Here is a 13,304-nt window from a genome sequence, read left to right as displayed (position 1 = left end):
GTCAATCCTCGATCAAAGGCTTGGCGACAAGCGTGCCGTAGTTGAAGACGCGCAGATAGAGGAGCGACAGCATCACGCCGATGACGACGAGCACCAGCGCCATGGCGGCACCCAACCCGTATTCGAGATTGCCGGCATAGTTTCTGAGCGCAGTGTGATAGGCGGAGAGCGCCCAGACCTCGGTCGCGTTGCCCGGTCCGCCATTGGTGGCAAGCAGGATTTCATTGAAGGAGGCAAGCAGCGACAAGGTCTGGTAGCAGGTAACGAAGAGGATCGGCCAACGCATCTGCGGCAGGATGATGTAGCGGATCTGCTGCCAGCGCGAGGCGCCGTCGACCTCGCTCGCATAGAACTGGCTCTTCGGAATGGCTTTCATCGCCGAGGAGAAGACCAGCATGCCCATCGAGGCGCCGATGAAGCCGTTGATCAGCACGACGAAGAACCAGGCGTTATAGGCGTTGTCGAGAAGATAGTTCTTCGGCGGATAGCCGAACTTGCCCATCAGGATCGAAATGAAGCCGGTATCCCAGGCAAGCCACTTCCACAGCATGACGTAGATGACGACGGGGGTAATGCGCGGCAGGAGCCAGATGCCGCGGAAGATCGAGGCTGGCGTCGGCGGCATGTAATGCGTCCAGATGGCAAGCAGCAACGCATAGCCGACATTGAACAGCATCAGCACCAGCGCGACGTAAAGCACGGTATTCAAGAGCACGCGGGCCATGTCGGGTGAGGTGGTCATGCGCGCGAAATTGTCGGTCGTCCAAACCCAGCCGGTATAAGTGGCCTTGGCGACCGTTTCCTTCTGCTCAGGTGTCAGTTTGAAACCCAGACCATCCAGCGCCGAAAAGAGCTGCTCCTTGCTGTCGAAGCGGGTGTTGAGAACTGAGCGGTTGAACTGTTCGGAGATCTGCTTGACGTCGCGCGTCGAAGGCCGGTCGGCAAGATCCTTGAGCATGCGCTCGACGTCGCGGCGTGCCGTGAACACCTCACCTGCATGTTTGGCGCGCAATTCCCCAGCAATCCCCGGCGCAAGCCCGAGTCCTTCGACGGCCTTGAGGCCCGCCTCGTCGATCGTGTAGCGCGGTTCGGCCAGCTCGGCGGCAATGTCTGGTATCGCCGATTTCAGCGCGATCAGGGAATTCGGTGCGATCTGGTAGACACCGCCGGATATGCCGGTCGCCGTCGTCATGCTGGTCATCGAGAAGACCGCCGTCAGAACGACCGGCATCAGGAAGAAGAGAATGATCATGATCGCGGCAGGCGCGATCATCACCAGTCCGAGCGTTCTGGACGATTTCATGGAAGCCCCCTCGTCGCGGACCGACCGGGCGGCGCTGYCGCCGCCCGGAAGAGTGCTTCAATCTTAACGGATGACGATCTTGTCGCCGAGCGTGCTCTTCAGCTCGCTCTCTGCATCACTGACCGCGGCGTCTACGGTCTTGGCGCCGGTCCAGGATGCTTCGAGGTTCTTCCACATGATGTTCCAATATTTGCCGAAATCGGAATTGTTCGGCATGGCATTGGCATGCGGCAGCAGGCGCTCGGTGGCTTCGCGGGTCCAGCGGTCAGCCGAGTAGAAGTCGACCGTCGATTCCGACTTGGAGATGCCGAGATGGGCTGATTTGACCGCATGCAGCGCGTTGGTGCGCGGCTCGGAGGCGATCTTGACCAGCTGGGCGGCGATCTCGGTGTCTTCCTTGTCGTGGCCTGCGGTCAGCAGGTAGACGAGTGGATGGGTCAGCGTGTTGGCCTTGCCGCCTTCACCGGCGGGGATCAGCGTGAAGATCACGTTGCCGAAGAAGTCCTTCAGGCCTTCCTGGTTGACGAGGCGGGCATAGTGCCAAGTGCCACCATCCCAGATGCCGGCCTTGCCGGTGGCGACTTCCTTCCACCACTGGTCGCCCGGCATGCCGATGTGGTTCTTCTTGGTGACACCGGCCTTCACGGCATCGGCGAAGAACTGATAGGTGCGGGTCATCGCGGCCTTGTCGAAAACGAGCTTGCCGCCTTCTTCCATCGTGCCGCCGAAGCTGGTGTAGAACTGCCAGTAATCAGGGCCGTTGCTGGTGCGCGGATAAAATCCGTAGCCGGCCTGGACGAGGCCCTTGTCCTGCATCTTCTTGGCGTCTTCGAGCAGGTTCTTCATGGTGTACTTGCCGTCCTGGACGCTCTGCGGCAGCGCGTCCAGATCGGCGTCGCTGTAACCGATCGCCTTCATGTAAGGCTTCCAGAAGAACATCGGGCGGGATTCGGCGTCCTGCGGGATACCGTAAACGGTGCCGTTGTAGGATGCGATCTTCAACAGGTTTTCATAGATGTCGCTGAGCGGCCATGAGTCGAGATCGACATAATCCTCGATCGGAACGATCAGTCCGGCCTGCGACCAGGGTGCGATGTCTTCATGGCCGCTGACGACGATATTCGGGGCGGTCTTGGCTTCGGCGGCAAGGGTCAGCGCCTGCTTGAAGTCCTCCCAGGCCGAATAAGGCTTCTTCTCGACGGTGATCTTCAGGTCTTCGCCCTTGAGAGCGGCTTCACGCTGCAGCTGCTGGGCTGCGATCTCGATGGCGTCGAGGCGATAGACGTCGTTCGGGCCGGTGCCGCCGGCCCAGACGCTGATGTGAACGTCCTTGGCGAGTGCAATTGCAGAGGTCGACGCCAGGATGGCGGCTACGACGGCAAAGGATTTCAGTGTCGGCAAAATGGTCATCTTCTTCGTCTCCCTAGAAGAGCAGTGTGAGGCCTCTTGACGGGTCAGCACTGCTGATGATGACCGCTCCGAAACCCCACGAAAACGTGGCGTATCCCGCTCTAGGGGTTGAACGTAACGGCCGAATGACATAATTGAGCACGTGTGCAAAATTATTATGACGATGTCCGCACGACTTGCAAGCGGCGGTTTTCGACGGGCGTCTTTTACGCTTCAAATTGCGCTTTTCCTGGTCTAGCATTGCGCCATGAGCCTTGAATCTGTCCGCGCCTTTCTCAGTGCCCACGCACCCGATATCGAAATCATCGAAACCGCCGAGAGTTCCTCGACGGTGGCACTTGCCGCCGAAGCCCATGGCGTCGAGCCGGCCCAGATCGCCAAAACGATCTGCCTGCGTGTCGGCGAGCAGATGATGCTGGTCGTTGCCGGCGGCATGGCAAGGCTCGACAATCGCAAGTTCAAGGACACGTTCGGAGCCAAGGGGCGCATGCTCGATGCCGAAGAGGTCGTAGCGGTCACCAGCCATCCGGTCGGCGGCGTCTGCCCCTTCGGCCTCCCCTCGCCGCTGCCTATCTATTGCGATATCTCATTGAAACGCTTCGATGAAGTCGTGCCGGCGGCCGGCTCGACGAACTCGGCCGTGCGCATCGAAACCGGACGGCTGGCTGAGCTGACTGGCGCCAGCTGGGTCGACGTCTGCCAGTAACGGAGCTGAAGAGCTTCACACTCCGGAAAGACTACCTATATTAGGTCTCAACATGCCGTGATTGCGCATGACAGGAGATCAGGAATGCYAAGTGCCGTTTCGCGTTTTGCCAAGATCGCGGCAATTGCCGCTCTGACGAGCGCTACCGTTTTTGCTTCCCTTGACGATGCCGAGGCGCGCCGCGCCGGAAGCGGCGGTTTCGGAAGCCGCGGCACGCGCACCTTCCAGGCACCGCCTGTCACCAGCACCGCGCCTGGAACCGCAGCACCGATCGAAAGGTCGATGACGCCACGTCCGCAGACCACCGCGCCTGCTACCGCGCAACAGCCCCTCGGCGCTCAGCGCCCCGGTCTCTTCGGCGGATTCGGCCGTTCGATGATCGGCGGCCTGATTGCCGGCGGCCTTCTCGGCATGCTGCTCGGTCACGGTTTCGGCGGCGGCTTCGGTTTTCTCGGCATGCTGCTGCAGATCGTCTTGATCGGCGGCGCCGTCATGCTCGCCATGCGTTATTTCGCCAACCGTCGCCAGCCTTCCTACGGCGTCGGCGGCCAGAGCCAGTCCTATAACATGTCGCCCACGAACAATTCGTCCTTCCAGATCCCGACGATCGGTTCGGGCGCCGGTTCCGGCCAGCCGTCGCGCGGCAATCGACCGAGCGACGAGATCGGGCTGGCGCAGGCCGATCTCGATCAGTTCGAGGAACTGCTCACCCAAGTGCAGACTGCTTACGGCGCCGAGGATTACGGCACCTTGCGCCGGCTGACGACGCCCGAGGCGATGTCCTATCTTGCCGAGGAACTCGGCGAAAACGCTACCAACGGCGTGCGCAACCGCGTCTCCGACGTCAAGCTGCTGCAGGGCGACATCGCCGAGGCCTGGCGCGAAGACGGCCAGGAATATGCGACGCTCGCTATGCGTTATTCCTCGATCGACTCCATGGTCGAACGCGACAGCGGCCGCGTGGTTTCCGGCGACGACCGCCGCCCGAGCGAAAGCACCGAGGTTTGGACCTTCGTGCGCAGGTCTGGCGCCGATTGGAAGCTTGCGGCGATCCAGGGTGCCGAACAGCGCGCCGCCTAACGCGACGCGCCAAATCAGCATTTTGCTCTAAAGCGCGTCGCAATCTTTCAGATCCGCTCCTTGCGCTTTAGATTCTAATTTTCACGCATGTCGTTATCGCAAAACCGCCGCACACTTTTGCGCGACATGCTTTAATTCACCGCGACCGGTTTGGAACGCATGCGGGAGACTGTTTCGCGTTCCGCCCGCTTGCACCGCATCGGCGGCAGGCCGCGATCCATCAGGTCCATGTCCTCGAGCACCATGTCGCCCATCTTCTTGAAGGCGCTGTCGAGTGCTCCGGCCCGATGCGCCGAGCGGATGAAACCCTTCAGGCTTCGCACCGGATGATCGGGCGGCAGCGGCTCTTGCGGGTAGACGTCGCTCGCCGCGACGATGTGGCCCGAGGAAACGGCCGCCATCAGCGCATCGAAATCGACGACATCGGCGCGGCTGAGGAGGATGAGGGCCGCGCCTTTGCGCATGCTGGCAAAGGCCTCCGTGCTGAGAAATCCCTTGTTTTCGCTGGTGACGGCGGCGACGACGAAGACGAAATCGCTCTTCGTCAGGATGTCCTCCAGGCTTGCCGGCTCGACGCCGTTTTCCTCGAGGATCGAGCGCGGCAGCCAGGGATCGAACACTCTGATGCAGGCCCTGAAGCCGGACAGGAGCCGGCGCAGCGCCTTGCCAAGATCGCCGAAGCCGACGATGCCGATCTCGGAACCGGCGAGCAGCCGCGCACTCGAATTGCCCTCGCCGCCCCAGAGTTCGGTGCCCTGACGGAAGGCGACGTCCGCATCGACGATGCCGCGCGCCAAGGCCAGTGCGAAGCCGAGGCCGATTTCGGCGACGGGCTCGGCAAAGACCTGGCCTGTCGTCACGACATGGATGCCGCGCTGGAAGAGCACCTCATAGGGCATGTTGTTGAGAAGATTGCTTTCGACATTGAGGATCGAGCGCAAGGCCGGCATACGTCCCAGCGTGTCGGCCGAAAGCGGCGGCTGCCCGATGATGTAGCGCGCCTTGCCGAGGATCTCGTCGCCGAGACCGGCGATGTTCTCGGGATCGGCCTCGACGATCTCATATTTCGCATGCAGTTCGGCGCGCGCGCTGTCGCTGAAGATCAGATCGAGCGTGCGCGGCTCGGGCGCGCTGATCGCCAGCGCCCGTTTGGTATTCGTCATGGCGTCTCCTCCATCACGGCGGTCYGCGCCGTCTCTGCCGGACGATTGATAGCCTCTGTGGGGGACCGTTTCCAGTTCGATCTTGAGTCGCTGGGCGTTGGAAGGAGCTATCGAAAGCGGCATCTGCCTACCAGATAAGCACTTGAATTGGCTTGTATTTCATGGAGTTTTCGTTGACGGCGAGAATTCTTTGAACTAGCGTAATGCGCGCGACTTGGAACCATGCTGGTGTTCGGCCGCCGCAGGATATTCGAAAACTCACGAGGGAATCGAGCAATGAAATCAGCAATCAAGAGCGGCCTGCTTGCCTTGGCTGCCGCAGCGCTTCCAGCCGTCGCCTCCGCCCATCCCGCCATCGGCGAAGCTGCCGGCTTCAGCCATGGCTTTGCCCATCCGATGTCTGGCCTCGATCATGTCCTCGCCATGGTGATGGTCGGTGTTTTCGCATTTCAGCTCGGCGGCCGCGCCACCTGGCTCGTGCCGACGACCTTTGTTCTGGTGATGGCACTCGGTGGTGCTCTCGGCATTGCCGGCATTGCTGTTCCCTTCGTTGAAACGGGCATCGCGCTTTCCGTCGTCGTCCTCGGCGCCATCGTTGCGCTCAACGTCAAGGCGCCGCTGGCCGCAGCACTCGGCATCGTCGGCCTCTTTGCCATCTTCCACGGTCATGCACATGGCGCCGAAATGCCGGAAAATGCCGCCGGTGCCGCCTATGCCGCCGGCTTCATGGCCGCGACCGCGCTGCTGCATGTCGCCGGTCTCGCCATTGGTTACATCATCGGCCGCGCCGGTGAACGCCAGGGCGTCTTCGTGACGCGCACGGCAGGTGGCATTGCCGCCATTGCCGGCGTCGGCATCCTGGCCGGCTTGATCTGAGCCTGACGGCATTAACTAGGCGCGGCCTAGACATCGCGATTCGACAGAACGCCCGGCATGCGTAACGCACCGCCGGGCGTTTCTGTGTCATCGCTGCAAAGTGCTGTGGACTTGACCCAAGTCAAATCCAGCCACGTCGCACCCGGCTATATCTAGCCAACGATCGACGAAGGGATATCCAAATTGACGCAGGCCTGCCTTGCCGATTGCCGGCGAGACGCGAAAGTCAGTATAGTGATTTCAGAAATTTCTGAAATCACAGACGCAACGGAAATGACCATGAACCTTCCGCCTCTCGTCCAGTCCTTCGTTCTCCATTTCGGCGAAATGGGATCGCGCTGGGGAATCAACCGCACGGTCGGCCAGATCTATGCCCTGCTCTTCGTTTCGCCCGCGCCGGTCTGCGCGGAGGAGATCGCCGAGTCGCTCGGCATCTCGCGTTCCAATGTGTCGATGAGCCTGCGCGAACTGCAGGCCTGGAACCTCGTCATTCTGAAACACAAGCCGGACGATCGCCGCGATTTCTTCACCACGCCGGATGATGTCTGGCAGATATTGAGGACGCTTGCCGAAGAGAGAAAGAAGCGTGAAGTCGATCCGACGCTGTCGGTTCTGCGTGAGATCCTGATGCAACGGCCGGCCAGCGAAGCCGAGCGGCATGCGCAGCAACGCATGAGCGAGATGCACACGCTGATCGAGCAGCTGACGCATTGGTATGAGGACGTAAAACAACTTGAAACAGAAAGGCTTGCAACGCTACTCTCGCTGGGCGCGAAAGTGACCAAGCTTCTGGAGGCCAAGGACCGGGTCGTTTCGCTCGGCCGCAGCCGCCGGCCGAATCCTGCGAACAAGAGTTAGCGCCATGGGCACTGCTTTCTTCGACGCGAGGGACAGACAAGCGGCCGAGCCGTTGCCGGACGGCGATACAGTCTCGCCCGTCACCGGTCCAGATGATGCGAAAGGGGGGCTGCGCAGAGCGGCAATGCTGCAGGCGCTGGCCGCTGCCGTCTGGATCCCGCAGGCGGGGTTGTTGGCCGTCTCGGTTGGCCGCATCGCCGATGGCGGCGGATTGCATGACGTCCTCTGGCCAGCCCTTGGCATCCTCGCCCTCGGATTTGCGAGAAGCTGTCTCGACGCAGCTGGCGGCCGCCTGGCCTTTCAAGCCGCTCGCGCTGAGCTCAGCCGCAGGCGGCAGATTGCCGCCGCGGCACTTTCCATGTCGTCGCCCATCGATCACGGCCGGCCTGCCTCCGGCAAAGCCGCAAGCGTGCTTGGCGAACAGGCCGAACTGATCGTGCCCTACCTTGCCCGTTTCCAGCCCGCGCGCATGAAGGCGAGCCTCGTGCCGCTCATCATCCTTGCCCTCATTCTGCCGGTCTCCTGGGTCGCCGCGCTGGTTTTGCTGTTTGCCGCGCCGCTGATCCCTATCTTCATGGCGCTGATCGGCTGGCGTGCTCAGGCGGCCAGCGAAAGGCAACTCGCCGCCACCGGCGGCCTCAACGGCTTCCTGCTCGATCGGCTGCGCGGACTGGCGACCATCCGTGCGCTCGACGCAGTCGATGCAACGGCACTGCGCCTGCGGTCGGAGGCGGAGTCGCTGCGTGCGCGCACCATGGCGGTGCTGAAGATCGCCTTTCTGTCCTCGGCGGTGCTCGAGCTTTTCGCCGCACTCGGCGTAGCGATGATTGCCGTCTATGTCGGTTTCAGCCTGCTCGGCGAGATCCGCTTCGGCACTTGGGTAGGCCGGCTCGACCTGACCGAGGGAATGTTCATCCTGCTGCTCGCACCGGCCTTCTTCGAGCCCCTGCGCGAACTGTCGGCTGTCTGGCACGATCGGGCGGCCGGCGAAGCGGCGCTGAAAGCCCTGGACGCCCTCGCTGCCGGCGGCCTGTCCATCCGAGGAACAGCCGAAGTCGCGCCAGCAGCATCTGCCGTCGTCGAAGCGCCGGCCATCCGTCTTGAGAATGTTGATTTCCGTTACAACGCCGCCGAGCCGTTGATCCTTGACGGTTTCAACCTCGATATCGCGACCGGCGAACATCTGGCGCTTCTCGGCGCAAGCGGTTCCGGCAAGTCGACGCTTCTTTCGCTCATATCAGGGCTGACGCCCTGTACCGGCGGACGCATCGTCATCGGCGGCATGGAACTTGCGGATGACACCGCTGCCGCCTTGCGGGCCAGCATGGCATGGATCGGCCAGAGACCGCATATTTTCGCAGGCACCATCGCCGGCAATATCGCGCTCGGCAGGCCCGGTATCTCAAGTGGCGACGTGACGGATGCGCTCGGCGCCGCCAGGCTCGAAAAGGTCGCCGCCGCCTATGGCAACCGGCCGCTTGGCGAAGGCGGGATCGGGCTTTCCGGCGGCGAGGCGCTACGGCTTGCGATCGCGCGGGCCGCCTGCAACCCGCGTCTGCGGATCATCCTGGCCGACGAGCCGACGGCGCATCTCGACGCCGCCACAGCCGCCGAGGTTGCCGAGAGCCTGCTTTCGCTCTCCAGGGGCCGTACTTTGATCGTTGCGACTCACGATCCGCTGCTTGCCGCCCGCATGCATCGCGCCATGCGCGTCGATGCAGACATCGTCATGAGGGAGGCGGCCGAATGAGCGGATTTGCTGCAGACCTCAAGCCGATCCTGCGTCTGTTCCTTGCCGAGCGCCGGCGTGCGCTGCTGCTCGGCGCAGCCCTTTCGGCGGCGACGGTGACAGCTGGCATCGCCCTGCTCGGCCTGTCCGGCTGGTTCATCACCGCCACCTCGCTCGCCGGCCTTTCGGCCGCTGTCGCCATCACCTTCGACGTCTTTGCGCCGTCAGCCGGCATCCGCCTTCTCGCCATTGTCCGCACAGTCGCACGCTACGGCGAAAGGCTTGCGACCCATGATGCAACGCTCGGCGTGCTCGCCGCCCTGCGCGAAAGGCTGTTTCGCGGCTTTGCCGAACCGAGTACTGCCCGCGCGCTAGCACACCGTCCCGCACGGCTGCTCTTCCGTCTAACGGCCGATATCGATGCGCTCGATTCCCTCTACCTGCGCATCCTCGTGCCGGCTGCTGTCGCGATCGGTGCAGCACTGGCGGCAAGCCTCGTGCTGGGGCTGATCCATCCCTTGTTCGGCCTGTGCTTCGGCCTTTTTCTCGCCGGTGCCGGCCTCGGCCTGCCGTTGATCGCCGGCCGGGCGGCGCGCAAGCATGCCCGCCAACGCGCCCATGGCATCGAGGCGCTGCGGTCTCGAACGATCGATCTTGTCGCTGGCCAGACCGATCTGCTGATGGCCGGCCGGCTTGCGGCGCAGAGGAAGGCGATTACCGCGGCCGATCGTTACGCCGCTCGCGCCGACGACCGGTTGAACCGCGTCGAGACCCGCCTGACATTCGGCTTCGGCCTTGTCTCGACCCTGCTGCTCACAGCATCGCTGCTTGCCGTTGCAGCACTTGTGGAAACGAAGGCGATCACCGCCCCTGTCGCCGCACTCGGCCTGCTCGTCGCCTTTGCGGCAGTCGAACCCTTCGCTGCGCTGCGCCGCGGTGCCCTGGAACTCGGCAGGACGCTGCTTGCGGCAAGGCGTATCGCGCCGCGGCTTGCCGTCGCGGCGGCACCTGAAGCATTGGCGGCGCCGTTGCCGGGATGCGCTTTTTCGCTGGCGAACGTATCAGCCTTCCATGAAAACTCCGCCGTGCCGGCGCTCCAGGGCATCGAGCTCGCGCTTGCACAAGGCGAACACCTGGCCATCATCGGCAGCAGCGGCGCCGGCAAGTCGAGCCTGCTTGCCCTCCTTGCCGGCGAATTGCCGGCAAGGACGGGAAGTGTTGCCGCGATGGCGACGACCTTGCTGACGCAACGGACGGAGCTCTTCGAAGACAGCCTGCGCGGCAACCTCTGTCTCGCTAACCCCAATGCGAGTGAGGCCTGCCTTCGCGAAGCGCTCGCTGCTGCCGGCCTGCTTGCCGATATTGAGGCCATGCGGGGGGGGATCGATACGCCGCTCGGCGAAGGCGGGCTCGGCCTTTCCGGTGGCCAGTCGCGCCGGCTGGCGCTTGCCCGGCTCTTCCTGCGCGACACGCCACTCTGGCTGCTCGATGAGCCGACAGAGGGCCTTGACGGCGTCACCGCCCGCGACGTGCTCCGCCGTCTCTCGGCAGTGGCGGCGGGCCGCTCGCTGCTGATCGCCACGCATATCCGCCGCGAGGCTGCGATCGCAGACCGCATCGCGGTCATCGAAGGCGGTCGCATCACAGAAATTTCGCGCCGCGGAGAGGCGGCGTTCGAAAAGGCGCTCGACCGGCTTCGGCCGGACTGAGCAAGATTTGCATGCCCTCACGCGCCGTCGGCGCTGAGGAACGCCCTGTACCGCGTGGGACCGTGGGAGAAAGTATGGAACTAGATATCGTAGCACTTTCGCGCTTCCAATTTGCGCTGACGGCGCTTTACCACTTCCTGTTCGTGCCCTTGACGCTCGGCCTGTCCGTGCTCTTGGCGATCATGGAAACCGTCTATGTCATGACCGGCCGCCAGATCTGGCGACAGATGACGAAATTCTGGGGCACGTTGTTCGGCATCAATTTCGTGATCGGCGTCGCCACCGGCATCGTCATGGAGTTCCAGTTCGGCATGAACTGGAGCTATTACAGCTATTATGTCGGCGACATCTTCGGTGCGCCGCTGGCGATCGAAGGCCTAATGGCCTTCTTCCTCGAGGCGACCTTCGTCGGGTTGTTCTTCTTCGGCTGGGACAAACTGTCGAAGGTCGGCCATCTGGTCGCCACCTGGGCTGTGGCGCTCGGCTCGAACTTCTCAGCGCTGTGGATCCTGATTGCCAATGGCTGGATGCAGAACCCGGTGGGATCGGCGCTCAACCCGCAGACGATGCGCATGGAGATCACAAGCTTCTTCGATGTGGTCTTCAACCCGGTGGCCCAGGCGAAATTCGTCCATACGGTATCGGCCGGTTACGTCTGCGCTTCGATCTTCGTGCTCGGCGTCTCGGCCTGGTATATAATCAAGGGCCGGCATATCGAGCTTGCCAAGCGTTCGATGACGGTCGCCGCCTCCTTCGGCCTCGCTTCGGCGCTTTCGGTCGTCGTCCTTGGCGATGAGAGCGGTTATCTCGCGACCGAGAACCAGAAGATGAAGCTCGCGGCAATCGAGGGCATGTGGAAGACGGAACCGGCGCCGGCGGCCTTCACCGCCTTCGGTTTCCCCGACCAGGAAGCGCGCGAAACGCATTTTGCCGTGCACATTCCCTGGGTCATGGGCCTGATCGGCACGCGGTCGCTGACGACCGAAATCCCCGGCATCGACAAGCTCGAACAGCAGGCCGAAACCCGCATCCGCGACGGCATCAAGGCTTACGACGCGTTGATGCAGATCCGTTCGGCACCGGCACAGGACCAGGTTGCGCAGGAAGTGCGCAGCTCCTTCGAGGATCTCGGCCATGATCTCGGTTATGCTCTTCTTCTGAAGCGCTACGTCGACGATCCGCGCCAGGCGACCGACGAGCAGATCGTTCAGGCTGCGCGCGATACGATCCCGCACGTGCCGACGCTCTTCTGGTCCTTCCGCATCATGGTCGGCCTCGGTATCTTCTTCATCCTGCTGACCGCCACCTTCTTCTGGCTGTCGGCGCGCCGCCATCTCGACAAATATCCGTTGCTTCTGAAGATTGCCGTGCTGGCGATCCCCCTGCCCTGGGTTGCCATTGAACTCGGCTGGGTCGTCGCCGAGTTCGGCCGTCAGCCCTGGGTGATCGAAGGCGTGTTGCCGACGGCCGCCGCCGTCTCCAGCCTTGGCGCCGGCACCGTGCTTCTGACCATCATCGGTTTTGCGGCACTCTACACGACGCTGATCGTCATCGAGATGGGCCTGATGATCAAGGCAATCAAGCAAGGACCGGAGCCGGACGACGAGCCGGAAGCGGTTCTGGTTTCCGAAACCCTCGTCCCGGCCGCGGAGTGACCTGCCATGATCCTTCACGAACTCATTGACTATGAAACCCTGCGTCTCATCTGGTGGCTGCTGCTCGGCGTGCTGCTGATCGCCTTTGCGACAACAGGCGGTTTCGATCTCGGCGTCGGCACCCTTCTGCCTTTCGTTGCCCGGACCGATACGGAACGGCGCGTGGCGATCAACACCATCGGCGCCACCTGGGAGGGCAATCAGGTCTGGCTGATCCTCGGCGGCGGCGCCATCTTTGCTGCCTGGCCGCCGCTTTATGCGGTGTCCTTCTCGGGCTTCTACCTGGCGATGTTCGCGATCCTCTTCGCGCTCATCCTGCGTCCGGTCGGCTTCAAATACCGGTCGAAGCGGGAAAGCGCCAGCTGGCGGAGCGGCTGGGACTGGGCGCTGTTCGTCGGCGGGTTCGTGCCGTCGCTGATCTTCGGCGTCGCAGTCGGCAACGTGCTACAGGGCGTGCCCTTCCGCTTTGCCGACGATATGCGGATCTTCTACGAGGGCTCGTTCTTCGCCCTGCTCAACCCCTATGCTCTGCTCTGCGGCCTGCTTTCACTAGCCATGCTGACGATGCATGGTGCGGCCTGGCTGGTGTTGAAGTCGAGTGGCCCGGTCGCAGTGCGTGCCAGAACCTATGGCAGCATCGCCGCCCTTGCCGTTATCGTGCTTTTCGCACTCGGCGGCCTCTTCCCGTGGATCGGCGTCGGTGGCTATCGCATCACCAGCGATATCAGCCCTATCGGTCCCTCCAATCCGCTGCTGAAGACCGTGGCGCTGGAGAAAGGCGCGTGGCTTACCAACTACGCCGCTCATTCCTGGAT

11 protein-coding genes are annotated in these 13,304 nt (G+C 62.8%); 8 read left to right on the top strand and 3 right to left on the bottom strand.

Translation table 11 applies throughout. From position 1 onward, the window contains the following. Position 1 precedes the first annotated feature (1 nt). Together AC1D1Z_RS21220 and AC1D1Z_RS21215 are read right to left on the bottom strand one after the other, a co-directional pair. A complete protein-coding gene (locus tag AC1D1Z_RS21220) occupies positions 2 to 1,303 on the bottom strand; it encodes a carbohydrate ABC transporter permease (RefSeq protein WP_131647157.1) in 1,302 nt (433 codons plus the stop codon). Between the two features lie 63 nt (positions 1,304 to 1,366). Next, on the bottom strand, positions 1,367 to 2,713 hold the full coding sequence (locus tag AC1D1Z_RS21215) for an extracellular solute-binding protein (RefSeq protein ID WP_018448956.1): 1,347 nt from the start codon (positions 2,711 to 2,713) through the stop codon (positions 1,367 to 1,369). A gap of 247 nt (positions 2,714 to 2,960) precedes the next feature. On the opposite strand from AC1D1Z_RS21215, the gene AC1D1Z_RS21210 reads away from it, so the two are divergent. Together AC1D1Z_RS21210 and AC1D1Z_RS21205 are read left to right on the top strand one after the other, a co-directional pair. Next, on the top strand, positions 2,961 to 3,419 hold the full coding sequence (locus tag AC1D1Z_RS21210; RefSeq protein ID WP_028732471.1) for a YbaK/EbsC family protein: 459 nt from the start codon (positions 2,961 to 2,963) through the stop codon (positions 3,417 to 3,419). A gap of 84 nt (positions 3,420 to 3,503) precedes the next feature. Beyond that, positions 3,504 to 4,499, top strand: a complete 996-nt coding sequence (locus tag AC1D1Z_RS21205) for a Tim44 domain-containing protein (RefSeq protein ID WP_477851643.1) — start codon at positions 3,504 to 3,506, stop codon at positions 4,497 to 4,499. A 131-nt stretch (positions 4,500 to 4,630) separates the two neighbouring features. Here AC1D1Z_RS21205 and AC1D1Z_RS21200 read toward each other — a convergent pair whose 3' ends face one another. Further along, positions 4,631 to 5,662: a hydroxyacid dehydrogenase gene (locus tag AC1D1Z_RS21200; protein WP_131647155.1), complete on the bottom strand. Its 1,032-nt coding sequence runs from the start codon at positions 5,660 to 5,662 to the stop codon at positions 4,631 to 4,633. A gap of 276 nt (positions 5,663 to 5,938) precedes the next feature. Here AC1D1Z_RS21200 and AC1D1Z_RS21195 point away from each other — a divergent pair, with 276 nt between their 5' ends. The 6 genes from AC1D1Z_RS21195 to cydB all read left to right on the top strand — a co-directional run. After that, a complete protein-coding gene (locus AC1D1Z_RS21195; RefSeq protein WP_131647154.1) occupies positions 5,939 to 6,538 on the top strand; it encodes a HupE/UreJ family protein in 600 nt (199 codons plus the stop codon). Between the two features lie 279 nt (positions 6,539 to 6,817). After that, positions 6,818 to 7,396: a GbsR/MarR family transcriptional regulator gene (locus AC1D1Z_RS21190; protein WP_131647153.1), complete on the top strand. Its 579-nt coding sequence runs from the start codon at positions 6,818 to 6,820 to the stop codon at positions 7,394 to 7,396. Between the two features lie 4 nt (positions 7,397 to 7,400). After that, on the top strand, positions 7,401 to 9,146 hold the full coding sequence (cydD, locus tag AC1D1Z_RS21185) for a thiol reductant ABC exporter subunit CydD (protein WP_477851642.1): 1,746 nt from the start codon (positions 7,401 to 7,403) through the stop codon (positions 9,144 to 9,146). Beyond that, on the top strand, positions 9,143 to 10,834 hold the full coding sequence (locus AC1D1Z_RS21180) for an amino acid ABC transporter ATP-binding/permease protein (protein WP_131647151.1): 1,692 nt from the start codon (positions 9,143 to 9,145) through the stop codon (positions 10,832 to 10,834). Before cydD ends, AC1D1Z_RS21180 begins: the two co-directional genes overlap by 4 nt. Positions 10,835 to 10,908: 74 nt before the next feature. Next, positions 10,909 to 12,489 (top strand): cytochrome ubiquinol oxidase subunit I, encoded by a 1,581-nt coding sequence (locus tag AC1D1Z_RS21175; protein WP_131647150.1) that lies wholly within the window; start codon positions 10,909 to 10,911, stop codon positions 12,487 to 12,489. 6 nt (positions 12,490 to 12,495) lie between these two features. Next, a partial coding sequence (gene cydB / locus AC1D1Z_RS21170) for a cytochrome d ubiquinol oxidase subunit II (protein ID WP_477851641.1) occupies positions 12,496 to 13,304 on the top strand: 809 nt, incomplete at its 3' end.

Source organism: Rhizobium sp. P1_E1 (assembly GCF_056406015.1).
The sequence above is the reverse complement of the archived record's forward strand: the minus strand, read 5'-3'. Positions and strand labels throughout refer to the sequence as shown.